An 18,905-nucleotide genomic window follows, 5' to 3' on the forward strand; every position below is an offset into this window, starting at 1 on the left:
AATATTTGGCTGCAAAGGTACGATTTTTAGTTGAAAAAATATTTGGCTGTTAACGTTTATTTTTTATCTTCGGTCTCTTCTTTGCTGTTAAATGTAGATGGAGTTGTTCCGTAGAAATCGACAAAGTGCTTTCTGAAGGTTGGAATGTCGTTATAGCCCACCATTTCGGCTACCTCCTGCACGCTATATTTTTTAGTCCGCAACAGCTCTGCCGAGCGTTTCAGGCGCACGCCTCTTACCAGCTCTATAATAGTAAAGTTGGTGAGTTGCTTCACTCTTCGGTAGAGGGTGGGCTGGCTCATGTTCAGCATTTCGGCAAGTTTCTTCACATTGAAGTCCTGATTTTGCAGATTGTCATTTACAATTTTCAGGATTTGTGTGACAAACGGATCTTCAATTTCTATGGCAATTTCGTTTTCTTCTTGCGTATCTCCGATAGTGCTGATAGACGGCATCAGCAGTTTGGTATAGATTTGTTTCAATTCCACTCTGCTCTTGATGAGTCGTTTTACTTTTGTGCGCAGAATTTCCGGGTTGAACGGTTTCAGGATATAATCGTCGGCCCCCAGTTCGATACCTTTCACCACATCCTCATCGCCTACTAATGCTGTCAGCAGGATGATAGGAATATGGCAAGTCTTTAAATCCTCTTTCAGTATGCGGCAACATTCGAATCCGTCCATCACAGGCATCATTACATCGGTAATAATCAGGTCGGGTATCTCTTTACGTGCTATTTTCACTCCTTCTTCACCGTTTTCTGCCATAATGATATTATAGGTTCCGCCGAATAACACTTTCAGATAAAGCCGGATATCCGCATGGTCTTCGATAACGAGTATTTTATATTTCGTTTCAGGACTTTCAATCGGTCGGGGGATGATGCTGTCCTGCAGTTCCTGTTTCTTCTTGTCCTCCACAGTGATAATCTTTGCCTGGCTGTCGTCTACCTGCATGTGTCCCGGTTTGACGAATACCACATATTCTTCTCCTTCAAAATGCTTTTTGCCCAGCGGAATATACAAGGTGACGGAAGTACCAGTTTCTTTGTCTTGCTTGATTTGAATATCTCCGTGATGGTCGAGTGCCGTTCTTCTCATAATCTCGATACCCAGTTCAGGATGCAGATAATTGCTCGGCGAGATATAAGTATCTTCTCCCAGATAGGTGACAGATGATTCCTCAATCACTTCTTTTCCATCATCTTCGATAGTGAAAAGGCAGTATTCTTTTCCTTTCAGGTTTGTGGTGCTGACAATAAAGCGGACGGCACCGGCATAAGAGATATGCCGGTATGCGTTCGACATTATATTTTTGAGGACAAACATGATTTTTTGCCAGTCAATCCATATTTCCGCGTTTATCTTGTTGTCCTTGTCGTAATACAAGTTGATGGGGCTGACATTCAGCAGCTCATACGAAGAGCGTACCACTTCGTCGGCTATACGGCTTGCCGCGTATGGAGCTACATTCAGCGTAGGGCCATAGTTTTCTTCCTGATGAATATTAAGCAATTGGTTACAAATGTCCTGCATGCAGATTGAGTTTCGATAGGCCACTTTTACTTTTTGCAGGAACGACTCCGGCAATGCCGAGTTGTCTATCATTTCTTTCAGAGGTGCGGTGACCAGTGACAGGGGCGTTCTCAGTTCACGTGCCAGCATATACCTGATTTGGTCACGCATTTGCTGATTCTTCTTTTCTTCCGCCCTTATCTCCGTAGCCTCTTCCAGACGCTCTTTCATTTGCACTTCCTTTTCTTTATACAGCTGCCGCTTCAGTGCTTTCCTATTGAGGTAGAGCCAAGTCAGGAATATGGATATTATGATGATAAGTATGTAGCCTGCAACCGCCCATCCGGTAGTAGCCCAATACTTGCCGACAGTGATAGCGATGCGGGTGATTTGTTCATTTCCTTCTATCGGATAGGAGGGCTTTATTTCGAGTATATAGTCTCCCGGTTTGATGTTACTTAGCCTTACCTGGTCATAATCACCAAAACGCCATTCTTTGTCATTGGGCAGCAGGCGGTATTCCACCTTATTGGGAGAAGTGCCGTAACGCAAGTCACTCAGGTAAAGCACGAGATTGTTATTGTTGTAGTTCAGGGTAAGCCGGTCTATTAAATGCGCCGGTTTATCCAAAATGACTTGTCCGTTTACTTTTTCGCCTATTTCCACTTTGTTATAATTCACATCAATGTCGGCGATATAATATTTTCGGTTGCTGGAAGTTTCTTTCAGCTGTCGGGGGTCAAAGTAAAGTAAGCCCGTAGAGTTTACCCACAGTAATTTTCCGTTGTTCAGCCGGCAAACCTGATAATAGTTCTCGGGGAAGGCATACAGATAGAAAGAATTGTTCTTATTGTTGACGGTTATAATGCCCGAATTGGTGCCCAGCCAGGTATTTCCGTTTCGGTCGTCTACCATGCAGTCGATGTGTCCGTTGGGTAAATCTCTGTCAAGAAGCATGGTCGACACCACATTTTTTTCTTTTCCGTCGATTTGGATAATCTTGTTAGCGTATGATACGAATAATTGATTATAGTTATTCATATAGATAGCCATAACCTTTCCCGGAACCAGATTGTTTTTCTGTTCGTATCCTCCACTCAGTGTTACTTTCTTACCTTCGCGCACAGCCTGGAACAATCCTTTTGCTGTTCCCAGCCACATGGTGCCGTCACCATCCTCGCAGATGGCGGTTATTTTTTCTATTTCTTTCGTATAAGGCATATATGCCAGACAGTTTTTACCTTGGTGGTCGTATACCATCAAGGCATTTTCTGTTGCAATCCATAAATCGTTGCGCGAGTTGAGGAAAAGTATTTTGATAGCAGAGACCTGATTATCCGTTTCTTCCGGCTGGGGGTGAAAAGAAACAATTTCGTTGGTGGTAGGTTTCATCAAGAGAATATCTCCTTTCTCGTCTCCGAACCACAAGTGTCCGTTTTTGTCTTTAAACAAACAGTAATCTCCGTTTTTGTCGGCTTTCTCCCATGGCAGGAACTGTATATTCGGCGAGAGACTCTTTGTTTGGCTTTTATATATACCCTTGTTGTCGGTAGCCAGCCATATACATCCGTTGCTGTCTTCTGCTATTCCATTAAGTGACCTTATTTCATTGTCCAGTTGGATGCGGTTTACATTATCTCCCAACAAATTTAATTTCAGCAACCCTCTTCCGAAAGTGCCAACCCATAACACCTGGCTCTGCTTGTCGAGATAAATGCGCGTGATTCTGTTTTTGATGATAGGTTCGTAATAAATATCATTTTCAATCAAGTTGATTATTTTAATGGGAGCTTTCAGATACTCTTTATTCTCAAATTTGACTAACGCCAATGAAGTGCCCGATGCCATGACGAAAGTAGTGTCGTCTGCTTGTATGATATCACGGACGCATGCGTCTTGCACACTGTGCGTATGGTCTCCTTTGTCCAGTTTACGTGCCGCCTTTGTTATTGTGTCATAGCAGAGCACTCCATTGTTGTGGCTGCAAATCCACAAGTACTCATTATATATATGTATATTGTCAATATCCTCTGCATTGGTTATTCCCAGTTCGGTGCAGTCCAGTGATTCGCCTTTCTTTTCTGTCAGGTTATAGAATATGAGTTTGTTTTCGCGGGTAAGTATATAGAGGCTGTTATTGTAGCCGTAAAATTTGGAGGGTGTACCTTTTATATTTGGCAGGGGAGCGGGTGTAATGTTCATCTTGTCAATTTCATATTCGGCTTTCAGCTCTACCGCTCCTTGTGAGGTGATGGCATATATCCTGTCTTTTACTACACATAAGTCATGAATATCTTCCAGCACCTCCGGGGTAGACGAGGTGAGAGGCATATAACATCCCCTCATTTTGTCGAAACACGACAATGTGTTCAGATTGGTTATTCGTGACCAAATCATCTTGTCGGAAGTCTCGTAAATACCGGTAATGGAATGAGGCTCTTTGCTTGCCGAATTATAGTTGTGAAAGTGTATTCCATCGTAGCGGCTTAGACCGACATCCGTGCCCAACCATAGAAATCCATCTTTATCCTGATAGATTTCGGTTAGTGTATTGTTGCTTAATCCCTCTTGTTTGGTAAGTAACTGGATTCCCGTCTGTCGGAAAAAACTTTGTGCTTTAGCTTTGGTTACTCCCATACCTACTAACAGGACAGCTACAAGTAGTCCTGTAATCGGTGTCGTTAATGTTCCGCTTCTTTTCATATTCCCTTCATTTCATTTTAATCTATAGTACACTTACGGTTCTATATGCTTATGTCATATATCTTTCTTAGACTATTTTAAGGATATCTGCAAAAATAGACTTTTAATATGTTATAATCAATATTTTAGCTTAGAAACTTTTTAAAAAGTCGGATAAGTCAGGCCGCATGCTGCTGCCATGATGAGTGGTATATCAATCATAGTTTTCTTTTCTGTATTGTAAATCAGTGTGTTATGATTGAATGATATACCATTGAAGTGTCATACGTTAAATAATAATTCAAAAGAAAGGAAGTGAAGAACCCATGTGCACCTATCACGCATACAGATTCTTCCTTCCCTTCATAGAGCTTAATATCACCCCACAATCTTTTCAGCCCTAACTGATTTATAGAATCTGATACCTATAGTTTATAAGTGAATGAAGCGTCATGGTTCTTCGGGTTATAAGTACCCTGGATGCTAACCGGAATCTGCATATATTTGATTCCGTTGTCTGCCACCTTCATATAAATATAGCTTTCTGATTGGAAAATAAAATTGCCTTCACTGTTGTCGCTGGCCAAGCTGAATCCTTTCACATACCATTTCATGAGTGAGGAACTACATTCGGCATTATATCCGTTATAATATAAGTCACCATCGGCATAGCTGGTAAGGTTAAGCTGAATTGTGAAGGTGTATTTGCCATTGATTGTCTGGCTGGTAATCACTTTCAGCAAAGTTTGATTGCCCTTATCGGCAGCCAATACATTATGTTCTTCTTTCGCATTGGTATGTTTGCGAAGATTCGATAAGATTTCATCTGCTTCCTTTAAACTGATAGCAGGTAAATCGTTTAGATTCAAATTGTCAGAATTGTTTTCCTCGTATGTAACACTTCTGGCGCCATACGTTTTTTCCAAAAAATACGTTGAACTTGAGTTGTCAACGGGGTCACTACTTTCTGCAGTGCAGGATGCCAAACTCATCATGATGAGTGTGACAATTAATAAATAAATTGCCTTCATAGAACTATTTTTTTATTATTTCTTATACGTTTGAATGATTGACCCATTATCATTCGCTTCAAAAGTAGGTATTATTTTCAAATAAACAAATTATTTCAGAGATTTTTTGAAGAAAACACCCTCTTTTTATGAATTAAACGCCCCTTGTTGAACAAAACAGGGGTGTTTTAGGCATAAGGCGGCGTATTATTCACTATGAATGAAATACAGGTGCCGAATGAAAGAAACGCCATCGGTGTTTCTTTCATCCCAATGAATAATTCTCCGTGAATAATTTCCCGACACTTTATCCCGATGAGGGGTGAATTAATTTCGGGGCTACTTTGCATTTTGCCGAAACTACCTCTTAACAAAGACTAATTCGCCAACTTCCTGTTAAAAAAATAGAGCCTATCTTTGCAGCAGTAGAAAACAACTTTAGGTGAAATGAATATGGTAATAAGAAGAACTTTATTTGTATTGATGTGTCTGCTGGCTTCTTCCTTATATATGTATGGACAGGTAGCTGTTAAGACCAATGTGGCGATGGATGCAGTTGCCATACCGAATCTGGGAGTAGAAGTGGGTTTGAGCAAGAAACTGACCTTGGATATACCGGTGTATTACAATCCATGGAAGTACAGCGACAATAAAATGCTGAAGCTGGCAATGGTTCAACCCGAACTCCGCTATTGGCTTTGTGATAAATTCAACGGCCACTTCTTTGGTGCCCATCTGATGGGAGGCGCTTATCACACCACCGGCATCGATTTACCTTTCTCGCCTTTTGATGATTTGAAAGACTATCGTTATAAAGGTCGGTTCTATGGCGGTGGCATCAGTTACGGTTACCAGTTTGTATTGGGGCGTCATTGGAACCTGGGCGCAACCATAGGTATCGGCTATGCATACGTGAGCTATAAGAAATATGAGTGTGAAGAATGTGGAGACATGGTAGAGAAATCTCATAAGAACTATTTCGGTCCTACCAAGGCTGCCCTCAACCTTATTTATATATTCTAAAAACAGATGAATTATGAAACTGATACGCTATATCCTTTTAACATTGTTGCTGCCGGTGCTTCCGGCAGGTGCACAGAATCTGTGCGGCAGCCGGGTTCAGGTTGCTAACCCTTCTATCCTGATAGGTGACAACGGCCAGGTGATGATAGGAATGGATGTTACCCTTCCGGCCGATATGCAGCTATCTTCCAACCGTGTGGCTACACTCACTCCGGTGCTGAAGACTCAAGATAACAGTTATAATAAGGTGTTGCCTGCCATTTGGGTGTATGGCCGCACACGCAATATCGTGCAGCAGCGCAATCATGAAATTCCTGCGGATGCCTTCTCGGTGTTGCGCCGCAAGAACGGAACATCACAAACGGTGAATTACTCGGCACGCATCCCTTACGAAAAGTGGATGAACGGTGCAGAGCTTGAGCTGTTGGCCGATGTACGTGGTTGTGCCAACTGCCAGAAGGAAGAGAGCAATGCCCTCATCGCTCGTGCCAACTTGGAACGTTACACCGTGCAGCCGATGGTAGCTTTTGTATCTCCGGCTGTCGAAGCCATCAAAAACCGTGCTGAAGAAGGTCAGGCTTATCTCGACTTTCCGGTGAACCAGACAAAGATTTATCCCGACTACCGCCGCAATCCTTCCGAACTCGAAAAGATTAAGGCAACGGTAGATGTGGTGAAGAACGATGCCAATACACAGATTACCGAGATAGACATCACCGGCTATGCATCTCCCGAAGGCCGTTATGCATCCAATGCTCGTCTGGCTCAAGGCCGTGCCGAGGCGCTGAAGAAGTATGTGATGGACTCCTACGGTTTCAAGTCAGACCTGTTCCGGGTTAATTCGGTAGCCGAAGACTGGGCCGGCCTGCGTGACTATGTGGCAAAGAGCAATTTGCCGCGCAAAGACGAAATACTGTTCATAATAGATAAGGATGAAAATGATTTTGATTTCAAAGAAGGACGCATCAAAGCTTTGGATGGTGGCAAGATATACGCTTCACTGTTGCAGGACTGCTATCCGGGCTTGCGTCATTCAGACTACACAGTGCGCTATGTGGTGCGCGGATTTAATGTAGAAGAAGCGAAACAAATCATAAAGACACGTCCCCAGCAGTTGAGCTTGCAGGAAATGTACCTGGTGGCTCAGACCTATGCAAAGGGCAGTAAGGAATTCAACGAAGTGTTCGATGTGGCAGTGCGCATGTTCCCTGATGACCCAACAGCGAATATAAACGCTGCCGCTATCGAACTCCAACGAGGTGACTTGCAACAGGCAGCCCGTTATCTGGACAAGGCTGATGCACAAGCGAGTGCAACGCTGAACAACAGAGGCGTGCTGAATCTGTTGCAGGGAGACCTCGACCAAGCAGAGACTAATTTCAAGAAGGCACAGGGCCTAGGTTCTTCCGAAGCCGGTGCCAACTTGGAAGAAGTCGCTAAAAAAAGAAAAGACAATGCTATATTTGGAAATAAGAAATAAACAGTACAATAAAAGATGTTAGAAGAAACTTGCTCTTTGTGAAAAGCGCAAGGTAAAATCCGGGACAGCAGAGGCTGTACCCGGATTTTGAATTATTATTAGCAACAAAAGCACTCCTGCTTATCCCGAAATTGAAACAAAACAGTATATTTGCGGTTAATACACTACGAACGAAAAAAGCAATAAAATGAATAACAGAATTTATCCGTTCATTGATGATTATGACTTCGATAAGATATTCACTCAGGAAGCATTCGAACAAGACCCTGTGCGCTATGAAAATAGTGTCAATGCCTACCGTGACTATTTGGCTACTATTGACTATGCTGCCAAGAAGGGTATCGAGGAAGGTTTTGAAGAAGGTGTTCAGAAAGGTATTGAAGAAGGTATCGAGAAAGGCTTGCAGAAAGGGGAACAAAAAAAAGCTCTTGAAATTGCCCGCAATCTGAAATCCATGGGAATGACACCGGAGCAGATTATGAACATCACCCATCTTTCCCTTGCCGAAATTGATTCCCTCTGAATTGATTCCCTTTGATAAGAAAGAATATATTTTCAGTAAAGGTGAGCGTAATGTCTCACCTTTTTTTATTTCCGGTCTTCCGTAAAAAGAGTATCATTCGTTCTTGCCGATAGCTAACTGATTATATCAGTCCGACTAAGCGTTTCCCTCCTTTAGATTATCCCCTTTTATAAGTCGAACTATTACAGTCTCCGGCAGTGGACTGTACGGTCTGCTGCAATGGACTGTACAGTCTGCAGTAATGGACTATACAGTCCATTGCCGCAGACTATAGTAATCTTCCGCTCAAAAGACCTTAGCTGACGGCATGAAACACCTTACCCTTCCCTTTGTATGCGATAAGCAGTAGGAAAGCGTCGGCAAATCCACCTTTAGACACTGAACGTTTTACCTTGTGGTGGGCAATTCATTGAATAATTTAACAATTGAAAAAAGGAGACTTGAAAAAGCTTCTTCCCGCAAAAAATAATTGGAAAAAAGATAGTGGGTATTTTGTGCATCGCAATGTGTGTATCATTCAAAATTGAATTAAATGCCCTTGAAATTACCCATGAAATGCACTTTTCCGAATTTGCCAATCTATTTTGCCGAAAACACCGATTAAGACCAATCCTAAAACGCCCTTATCTTTGCAATGTCGAAAGACAAGAACGAATGCGAGAATGAAATTTACAAAACATAATAATTGCAAACTTAAAAATTAAAATTATGAAGATTAAGGGTTTATTATTCGGACTGTTTGCATGCGCTGCATTAGCTGCATGTACAAACGAAGACATTGTGGATAACAATGGTAATGGCGAACAAGAAAAAGTGAAGGCTAACTTGACATTGGTAATTGGTGCTACTACTGATTCATCACGTGCGGCTGATAATGAAAATGGTGATAAAATAGATTTCGGTACGGAAGGCGAGTCTGGTGTAACTGATGCTGTGGTTTTGCTGCACAAAGAGGGTAAGGAGTTTGCTTTCTCTTTGAGTAAATCTGAATTGAATGAACAAGGAAGTGGTACAAATATTACTTATGAGCCTCAACTAAAAGTTGCTGAATCGGGTACTTATGATGTTATTGTGATTTTGAACCCTTGTCAGGATATCAAAACTGCAATGGAAACGTTTGAAAGCGCTGGTACTCTTCCTTCAGGCAAAAAAACTATGTATGACTATATTACTAGCTATGAAGTAAATGCTGCTACTAGTGGTGAACCTACATCTGTTATTGCTAGCAACAATCATTTTATGATGGTTAATAAAGTGCTGGGGCAAGCGATTGTAGTTTCAAATCAGGAAGGCAGCCCATCCACTGCTTCTGTTGATGTAGAGCGTGTTGTTTCCAAGATTACTTATGCATCTGGTGCAGAAAGCAATCTGTATAAGGTGGAAGATACAACTGACAAATATACAGTTGAAACAACTGTTGGTTGGCGTGTTGAAAATGGGATTGCTACCTATATGACCGGTATGGCTCATGGTACATTGGATGGACAAGATATCTATGAACATAAAGGTGATTATTATGTGTCTAAAGGTGAAACCTATCCTGGTGCAAATGGTAATCCTGAGGCTGAACTGTTTGAAAAAACAACCGTTGATAATGAAGACGATATCGTATGGAAAACACAGAAGGAATCCGGTACTAGAAATTGGTATGTTAAGTTGGATAAAGTTGCTTTGGTGAATCTTTCTAACTCTGTATATGCTGTAAGACATCTTGCTACTGAATCAACTTGGGAGAATCCTACATTCTTTGGATCTTTAGGCGCCAAGAACTATTTGATGGATCCGAATACCGTGGCAAAAAATGCTAATGGAACAGAGTATAATAACTATTTCTATAATGTAGCAGATGATGTGAAAGCCGTGCAGGTAATTAAAAATGATGAAGAAACTGATGAATTTAAAGCATACTTCCAGGAGTTGCCTTCCACAGAAACAACTGAGGGGATTATAGGAGAACGTTTAGCTTATTGTTTTGAAAACATCGTAAAGAAGGCAAACCAGAATGGTAATTATGTAACAGGTGTGATTTTCCGTGGTCAGATTTGCAATGCAGACGGTGACTCTTATAATAATGACGTATATAAATATAAGGGAAAATATTATTTGAGCCTTGCGGAAGCTGCTGCTAATAACGGTAAATCTATAAATGATGTTAAAGCAGATACGGAAAACTTAACTACATACGAAAGTGGACATTGTTACTATTGTTCAGAAGATATTTTCCACCATGAAGGAAGCGAAACTATGGAACGTGCAATTATGCGTAACAATGTTTATGTGTTGAAGGTAACAGGTTTCAAATCGATTGGTAGTGCAGAAATTGTATTCCCGACAGGTGACGAACAAGGTGAGGATACAGACAAGAACTTCTATCTGAAGTTGTCAGCTCAGATTCTTCCTTGGCAGGTACGTTTCAACAACATTGAATTCTAATCCGAACACAAAAACTCTCTAAATAAAGTGGAGGAGGTAATCCTCCTCCACTCCTTTTTCAGAAATTACTATTCTAACATTCCATTAAAACAATAAAAGCATGAAAACAGTAAAAACATTCGCCCGACAATTCTCTTTTGGCTTGATGATGGCCATGACATTGGGAAGTGCCGTTGTGTCGTGCGACAGCATACTCGATGAAGATGATGTAGATTGCTCTGTAGAATATAGAGTAAAATTCAAATATGACTATAACATGAAGTATGCCGATGCTTTCTCTCGCGAAGTAAGCAGTGTTGCTCTTTATGCTTTTGATGACAACGGCAAGCTGGTATACCAGAAAACTGAGGCAGGCGATGCTTTGGCCGCCGACGGCTACTCGATGGTGGTCGATATGGAGCCGGGCGATTACCACCTTATTACATGGGCGGGTCTGAGCGATGAGGCCTCCTTCTCCGTTCCTTTGATTACGCAGGGAGTGTCTTCGTTGGAAGAGCTTCAATGTAAAATGGACCGCATTTACTCTCGTGCAGCCGACGGAAGCGCTGTGGTAAGCAGCAAACTTTCTTCTTTGTGGCATGGCGAGGTTACCAAACAGTCGTTTACCCGCGCGGCAACCCAACAAGTGGTGACTGTTCCTTTGGTGAAGAACACCAATACCATCCGCGTTATCCTCCAGCAAATGGACGGGGTAACGGTAGATGTAGATAAATTTGAATTTACGATTACGGACGACAACGGTTTGATGAACTACGACAACAAACTGATTTCGGACGAAACTCTGACATATTATCCTTATTACCGTGCACAGGGCGGTACGGTGGTAGGCAAGTCGGCACGTGCCGAAGGCGACACGGCTGGCGAAGATGACAACATCAGCGTAGCGATTGCCCAAATCACAGTGGGCCGGTTGGTGGAGGAAAACAACCCCAAGCTGACTATTACCAACACCGAGACCGGCGAAACGGTTCTCTCCATCCCCTTAGTGAAATACCTGTTGCTCACCGAAGCCGAAGGTCATGACATGACTAACCAGGAGTATCTCGACCGTCAAGATGAGTACAACATGACTTTCTTCTTAGACGAAAGTATGAAATGGATTAATACCCGCATCATTATCAATGACTGGGTGGTTCGTTTCAATGATATGAATATGTAATGTGTAACGCATAACAAAAAGAAATTATGAAGAAATGGTACTCATATATAATATTACTCCTCGTTTGTATCGGGTTTGCTTCGTGTCAGGACAATGGCACGGTGCCCGAACCGCAGACCGACGGACGGGTGAGCGTGCACTTGCAGATTGCATTGCCGGGGGGAGACCCGGCAGAACGGGGGGCACAGGCACGAGACTTTACGGATGGTGGCACGGATGATACAACGGAGGGACAAAAGACAATCATTGCAGATGATGTCTATGTATTGGTATTCCAAGGAAATACTTTTAAAGGGAGAGTTCCAATTACCTCTGTTACCAATCAGTCAGGCAATTCTAACGTGAAGGTTTTGGAAGGTACGTTTGATGCAACAGGTCTTTTCGGCAGTTCTTTGAAGTTGGTGGTTTTAGCCAATTTAAAGCAGAATGAAGTGAATACTACTTTCAGCGAAAGCATCTCAGAGTCTGACCTTTATAACTCTTTGATTTATTCTTATGATGGAACTCAGACTCCGTGGAACACTGATGAAACGTCATTGGATTATCGTCGTATTCCGATGTGGGGAGCTACCTCAGCATTTACTTTATCTGCTAACCAATTAACTCAGTCTTGCGATATGCACCGTGCGGTGGCTAAACTGGGATTCTTGATAGATGGTGGTAAGGGTTATGGAAATAAATTTAAGATTACCGGAATTACCATTAAAGGGGCTATGAATAAAGGCAAATGTAAGTCTGATGCTACTCTCAGTAACAATTATTATATAGTTCCTGATGTGCCGGTTGATGCCGGAACTCAAATTATCAAATACGAAAGACTTAATGTCACCACTTCATACGAAAATAAGATTTATCTGCCGGAACAGGATATTGCTAAAAGACCTTTGACTATTACTGTAGCCTACGAACAAAACGGCGTAGCAAAGGAGAAAGATATAGAATTTTCTGAGAATGTGATTCGTAACCATTCATACATATATAATATTACGGTGAAGGATGAAAACATCATCGTTTTGTCATACGATGTTTATGCTTGGCAGGCTGTAGGCAGTGTAACTGTTCCGCCATTTGAATAAATAAGTAGAGGAGGAAAAAGTATGAAAAGAAACAATTTATATATGCAGTTTAAGTATGTAGTTTTGCTGATTCTACTTGTATCGGGCATGATTTCGTGTGCTGACGATTCGCTTGTTCCTGATGCACAGGTAGGAGGCAGGGAAGTTATAATAAGCATGGAGTTGTCTGTACCTGAAAGGGATTCGGTAAATATTTCAACTCGTGCTATAGATTTGACAGCTCAAGTCTCAGATTTTTATTTGTTTATTTTTGATGCAGGTTCGGAGAAGTTGGTAAGCAAATACTATTTTGCCAGTGGTGAAACGAATAGTGTTTCTGAGTATAGTACAAATGCAAATGCTGTCATTTCACGAAATGAAAATGGAGAAGCTGGTACGTTGTCAAATATTATCACGAGCTCGGGCGAACGGATTATTATGGGGGTTGCCAATGTGAATATGAAAGTTGGTTCAGCTATTCTTGATGATTTAAATGAAGTGACAAATGTAACCGGGCTTAAAACTGCGTTGGCAAAGGAACCGACTGTAACTCCTTCCACATTTACAATGAGTGGATATTATAGTGCCGGCACTGCTTTGTCTGATGATGGTAAAGTTACCATTTCTAAGGATGGACAATTAGATGGAACGATTCATTTGGTTCGTGTTGATGCAAGTATAAAATTTGATGTGGATACCAGTAGCGACAGTCAGGGAAAATTCACGTTGGCAAGCTGGCAGGTAGTGAATGCGCCACGTGAAGTGCATTTGTTTTCTACCGGAGAAGAAGTTGATGAGGCTGCGTATTATAATTCTGTGACTAGTTATGACTTTGCCAATAAGGGAGAGTTTAGTTTTTATGTGCAGGAAAGATGTGCCGGGGCTCAAAAAGAGGTGGAGGCTTATGGTGATCGTGCTGCATGGAGTGAGGTAAAGGATTCCGGCAAAGAGAGTGAAAGGAAAGTTTTCACCAATGCGCCTTCCAATGCCACATACGTGTTGTTGAAAGGACATTTTTCCGGAAAGTCTTATGTAACAGATGAAAATGGGAAAAAATCAGATGCTCCTGTTACGGTAGATGCCGATGTACAATATTATATTCTGCTTGGAGAAAATTCAGGTAATGATTATAATAGCTACATTACTAATCGCAATACGCAATATACCTATATCGTTCGGGTAAAAGGTGTGAATGAAATAACAGTGGAAGTAAATACTAAATCAGAGAACCGCCCGGATGCGGAAGGTGATGTCGTTATATTTGATGGAGGACAACCTGTGCCGTTTGATTCGCATTATGGTACCGCTGTTTTGGAATTTACAAAAGCACAGATTGAAACAGCTAAGAAACTTAAGAGTTTTGGTTATGCTGTCAATACGCCTTACGGTAGTATTGCTTATAGAGAAGATGATACGGAAACGGCAGAACAGAAACGTTATTCCAATTGGGTGAAATTTGTTAAAAAAACGACTTCTAGTGATGGTAAGTATTATCCATATCCGTATACGAAAGCTAGCAAAGATAATAAGAAAATAATGACTGTTAAGGAATTCTTGGATGATTTGAAGAAAAATACCAGTTATGATAGCAATAATAAAGTCCGTTATACGGTTTATGTGGATGAAAACTATTATGAGAAAAATCCGAAGACAAATGATGTTGCTTCATGGAAAGAATTTGTGAATACGGATGACCGTAAGTTATTGATTTTGGCAAACACAAAAATAAGCTCGGATGGACGGAGCAGTGTGACTTCTGCTGCTTATGTGTTGCGCCAAAAGGCAATATTGACCATTTATAATAAAGATGCGTCGGGATTGAATCGTGCTTGGGGACTGGAATCAATAGAAGAGAATTTGACAGAAGGAAGTAAAACAATGCCGAAAGGTACAAACATTACATCTGGTCAGGATGAAAAATATGGTCGTAAGAATACCCTTAGCACGGTTTATTATCCTAATAATGAAAATGCTTGGACGACCCTTATTGATGATAGAGGGTATCTGACATTTAAAATTGATAAGAAGGCACAGAATATGATATATGCTTGTATGCAGCGTAATAGAGATTTGAATGGAGATGGAAAGATTACAGCCGATGAGGTTCGCTGGTATGTACCTTCTCTGTATCAATATCAGCAAATGTATATAGGAATGTATGGCATTAATGACCAGGCTGCTCGTCTGTACTTTAATGAAGCGATTGGTGATAATAGAAAGTGGGAGTATAAACATTATATTTCTAGTTACAATCAGCAAATATTATGGGCCGAGGAGGGATTGTCGAACGGTTCTAAAAATGATTCTTTTGATTCAAAGTTCTATGTTCGCTGTGTGCGTGACCTCGGTGTAGATGTATCTGAAACGGATAGAGATAATATCAAGTGGGATGATGAAAATCAATATCAGAATATTTTCACCAAGTCTGATGAGACTATTGAATTGACCTATTTGAATAGAGCGTCTGTACGTGAGAGTTTGGAGTCTAAAGAGATAGATGGGCATTGTACCACTTTTAGTGAAAATAATAGGCCGGCTATTAAATTTACATATAATAAGTCTCTAACAGAAAAGGTTAAATTCAAAGACGAGAATACAAAGGCTGAGGATGGGCGGAGTACTGTTTGTGGTAAAACTTTTGGAAACTCATGGCGTATTCCTACTTTGACAGAAGTGAATATAATGATGCAGGCTACTTCTTCAGAAACGATTAAAGGAGATGCTGAAATTTTATTAACACGTACTAAATTTGAATTTTGGGAATGGAACGACCAAGAAACCAAAGATAATATACCAACTAACTCGCTTGTGACTAAATGGAATTCTAAGGGGCAAGATCGTTATTCGGGTCGTTATGCTCATGTTTACAAGTCTTTGTTCTATCTGGCTAATGGTTTTTCATATAACTGGACTCGGGATGGGCATGGTAAACTTTATAATGATGGGACTAATGATCAAAACATACAAGGAAAGATTCGATGTGTACGCGATGGAAATTAATTAAGAATTAGAAGAAATTGATACTATGGATATTTTTGAAATCATGGATAGAGAATCATCAAGTCGCTCGGAAGTGTACTTGTATGAAGAGAATGGTAAATGGTATGCATACGACCGTTCGGCAGTTCTGCTCAAGAAGTTGGCTGCTGGGGCTGTCGAGCTAAAAAACCATGTGTGTTCCTTCTACGGTGTCATGCTGGAGAAGGTGGAGGTAGACCTCAATCTGCTGCTCAATGCGAGCTGGTTTGTCGCTCTATGCTCTGATTCGGAAATGCTGTTGCTAAAGAACGATTAAAAAAGGAAAATTATCATGTGTGAGGTCGTAAAAGTATTGGAAAGAGAACTGGATAACTCCGGCTTGATATACATCTATCAGGAAGGGGACGAAGGCAAATGGTATGTTTACGAACGGTCTGCATATTTCTTGAGCCGGATAATGACCGGCATTTCATTGGAACGCTATGTCATGGACAATACGCTGTGGCTTGCACGTGCCATAGTGGATATTGACCGTATACCTCAAGACTTGGTTATCAGTTACAGTCATAAAGAATATGTGCTGAGATATACTCTTCAAAACGGTTTCCAAGAGTGGCTCTCGGAACTGGATGGAGTAATTCCCAGCTGAATGATTTAACAGTTAAGTAAAAAAGAAGTCCCCCTCCGTGTTTCTTCAAAAATAAATAAGAAACCGGAGGGGGGCTTTTCTTTCATCAGGACAGGCATATTATTCAAAAGTGAAGGAAATGCCCCATATAATGCCGTTAATACCCACTCTTCACATTTTGCCAACCTTATTTTGCCGAAAACACCGACGGACACCGTAGTGGAAAGTCTTTATCTTTGCATCAGTGATGAACAATAAAAGAAAGAGCTCAGTGCTGGGCCGGAAAGGAACAAAGATATGAAGATTAAGGGTTTATTAAGTAGAACGTTCGCATGTACTACAATGATGGCTGTGGCAGTAGGGTTCACAGCCACGTCATGCGACAGTATTTTGGACGAAGACGATGTGGACTGCTCTGTGGAATACAGGGTGAAGTTTAAGTATGATTATAACATGAAGTATGCCGATGCTTTCTCTCGCGAAGTAAGCAGTGTTGCTCTTTATGCTTTTGATGACAACGGCAAGCTGGTATACCAGAAAACTGAGGCAGGCGATGCTTTGGCCGCCGACGGCTACTCGATGGTGGTCGATATGGAGCCGGGCGATTACCACCTTATTACATGGGCGGGTCTGAGCGATGAGGCCTCCTTCTCCGTTCCTTTGATTACGCAGGGAGTGTCTTCGTTGGAAGAGCTTCAATGTAAAATGGACCGCATTTACTCTCGTGCAGCCGACGGAAGCGCTGTGGTAAGCAGCAAACTTTCTTCTTTGTGGCATGGCGAGGTTACCAAACAGTCGTTTACCCGCGCGGCAACCCAACAAGTGGTGACTGTTCCTTTGGTGAAGAACACCAATACCATCCGCGTTATCCTCCAGCAAATGGACGGGGTAACGGTAGATGTAGATAAATTTGAATTTACGATTACGGACGACAACGGTTTGATGAACTACGACAACAAACTGATTTCGGACGAAACTCTGACATATTATCCTTATTACCGTGCACAGGGCGGTACGGTGGTAGGCAAGTCGGCACGTGCCGAAGGCGACACGGCTGGCGAAGATGACAACATCAGCGTAGCGATTGCCCAAATCACAGTGGGCCGGTTGGTGGAGGAAAACAACCCCAAGCTGACTATTACCAACACCGAGACCGGCGAAACGGTTCTCTCCATCCCCTTAGTGAAATACCTGTTGCTCACCGAAGCCGAAGGTCATGACATGACTAACCAGGAGTATCTCGACCGTCAAGATGAGTACAACATGACTTTCTTCTTAGACGAAAGTATGAAATGGATTAATACCCGCATCATTATCAATGACTGGGTGGTTCGTTTCAATGATATGAATATGTGATGAGTGTGTAACGCTTAAAAACAGAGGAATCATGAAGAAATGGTTAACATATATAATGGTGGCGATGTTCTGCATCGGGCTTGCGTCGTGTGCCGACGTGATGGACGAAGGCGGGGGATGCCCTGAAGGAAAGGCGACAGTGAGACTGAAGATTTCCATGCCCACAGCAGAGGGGGCTCCTTATAGTGTGGCGAGGGAAACTACAGGCGAAGAGCAATATGAGAACACGATAAAGGGTACGTCGGATATACATATCTATGTTTTCAATAATGGTGATGGTAGTTGCATGGGCGAAGTGACCGGCTTGCAGCTTTCGGGTAACGATTATGATATAACAAGAGAGATTACAGGCGTGTTGCCTGATAATGTTTATGGGAAAAGTGTGAGGTTGGTGATGATGGCAAACTATGAAAGCAGAGGTGTTGCTCTTGTTGTGCCTGGAATAGGTACAAAGTATGCCTACTGGAAAAAGAATCCTACTTTTGGCTATGGAACTGTATCTTGGAGTGTGGCTGACGGAACTAGTGGAAAATATATCCCTATGTCGGGTGAGTGTGTTTTGACTGTTGCCGGCAATATGGGCAACAGTGGAGAGATTCCTTTGGAGCGTGCGGTGGCAAAGGTTCGCATAAAGGTGGCAGATGGATGTGACTATTCGATTGCGAGCTTACAAGCGAAAGGTGCCAAGGATAAAGGCTTTTGCTTGGCGCAGGACCCCTTTGCAGTGCCTGCGGAAGGAGCTTCGCTAGAGAATGTGTTGAAATTTACCGGCAATGAAATTACTTCCGGCAAGCAGAAAGAGTTCTATCTGCCCGAACAGACTCCCGGCGGCACTTCTCTTGAGCTGGTGATGTCAACCGGCAAGGGAAACACGGTTGAAAATGTTCCCGTGGAAATTCGTTTTAAGGATTATGAAGCCGGCTCATCGGAATATGAAGTGCGTAGAAACACCATTTATGAGTTCCTTCTGAGCAAAGGAGACGATAGCGGTAACATTAAGACGGACGTTAAGTCGACAGTAAAAAAATGGGTGGTGGAAGAGATAAATTCTGATTACGAATAA

Annotated in this window: 13 protein-coding genes; 11 read left to right on the forward strand and 2 right to left on the reverse strand. The window is 41.9% G+C overall.

The window, feature by feature from the left end:
- Positions 1-56: 56 nt before the first annotated feature.
- Both QYT14_RS15510 and QYT14_RS15515 read right to left on the reverse strand, forming a co-directional pair.
- A complete protein-coding gene (locus QYT14_RS15510; RefSeq protein WP_288325600.1) occupies positions 57-4,151 on the reverse strand; it encodes a two-component regulator propeller domain-containing protein in 4,095 nt (1,364 codons plus the stop codon).
- Between the two features lie 470 nt (positions 4,152-4,621).
- On the reverse strand, positions 4,622-5,227 hold the full coding sequence (locus tag QYT14_RS15515; protein ID WP_288325561.1) for a DUF5033 domain-containing protein: 606 nt from the start codon (positions 5,225-5,227) through the stop codon (positions 4,622-4,624).
- Between the two features lie 432 nt (positions 5,228-5,659).
- Here QYT14_RS15515 and QYT14_RS15520 point away from each other — a divergent pair, with 432 nt between their 5' ends.
- The 11 genes from QYT14_RS15520 (at position 5,660) to QYT14_RS15570 (ending at position 18,905) form a co-directional block, all read left to right on the forward strand.
- Positions 5,660-6,229, forward strand: coding sequence for a DUF3575 domain-containing protein (locus QYT14_RS15520; RefSeq protein WP_288325562.1), 570 nt, complete (start codon positions 5,660-5,662; stop codon positions 6,227-6,229).
- A gap of 13 nt (positions 6,230-6,242) precedes the next feature.
- A complete protein-coding gene (locus tag QYT14_RS15525; protein WP_288325563.1) occupies positions 6,243-7,709 on the forward strand; it encodes a DUF3868 domain-containing protein in 1,467 nt (488 codons plus the stop codon).
- 187 nt (positions 7,710-7,896) lie between these two features.
- Positions 7,897-8,232 (forward strand): hypothetical protein, encoded by a 336-nt coding sequence (locus QYT14_RS15530; protein ID WP_288325564.1) that lies wholly within the window; start codon positions 7,897-7,899, stop codon positions 8,230-8,232.
- A gap of 708 nt (positions 8,233-8,940) precedes the next feature.
- Positions 8,941-10,665 carry a fimbria major subunit gene (locus QYT14_RS15535; protein WP_288325565.1) on the forward strand — a complete coding sequence of 575 codons (1,725 nt, stop codon included), beginning with the start codon at positions 8,941-8,943 and terminating at the stop codon, positions 10,663-10,665.
- Positions 10,666-10,765: 100 nt separating this feature from the next.
- Positions 10,766-11,824: a FimB/Mfa2 family fimbrial subunit gene (locus QYT14_RS15540; protein WP_288325566.1), complete on the forward strand. Its 1,059-nt coding sequence runs from the start codon at positions 10,766-10,768 to the stop codon at positions 11,822-11,824.
- 26 nt (positions 11,825-11,850) lie between these two features.
- Positions 11,851-12,900: a fimbrillin family protein gene (locus QYT14_RS15545; RefSeq protein WP_288326327.1), complete on the forward strand. Its 1,050-nt coding sequence runs from the start codon at positions 11,851-11,853 to the stop codon at positions 12,898-12,900.
- Between the two features lie 21 nt (positions 12,901-12,921).
- On the forward strand, positions 12,922-15,879 hold the full coding sequence (locus QYT14_RS15550) for a hypothetical protein (RefSeq protein WP_288326326.1): 2,958 nt from the start codon (positions 12,922-12,924) through the stop codon (positions 15,877-15,879).
- A 25-nt stretch (positions 15,880-15,904) separates the two neighbouring features.
- Entirely contained in the window at positions 15,905-16,174 is a 270-nt protein-coding gene (locus QYT14_RS15555) for a hypothetical protein (protein ID WP_237040368.1), read from the forward strand.
- Between the two features lie 15 nt (positions 16,175-16,189).
- Positions 16,190-16,507, forward strand: a complete 318-nt coding sequence (locus QYT14_RS15560; protein WP_237040367.1) for a hypothetical protein — start codon at positions 16,190-16,192, stop codon at positions 16,505-16,507.
- Positions 16,508-16,783: 276 nt separating this feature from the next.
- Positions 16,784-17,842 carry a FimB/Mfa2 family fimbrial subunit gene (locus QYT14_RS15565; protein WP_289307190.1) on the forward strand — a complete coding sequence of 353 codons (1,059 nt, stop codon included), beginning with the start codon at positions 16,784-16,786 and terminating at the stop codon, positions 17,840-17,842.
- A 31-nt stretch (positions 17,843-17,873) separates the two neighbouring features.
- On the forward strand, positions 17,874-18,905 hold the full coding sequence (locus QYT14_RS15570; protein ID WP_288325567.1) for a FimB/Mfa2 family fimbrial subunit: 1,032 nt from the start codon (positions 17,874-17,876) through the stop codon (positions 18,903-18,905).

Source organism: uncultured Phocaeicola sp., assembly GCF_948499155.1.
GTDB lineage: Bacteria > Bacteroidota > Bacteroidia > Bacteroidales > Bacteroidaceae > Phocaeicola > Phocaeicola faecalis.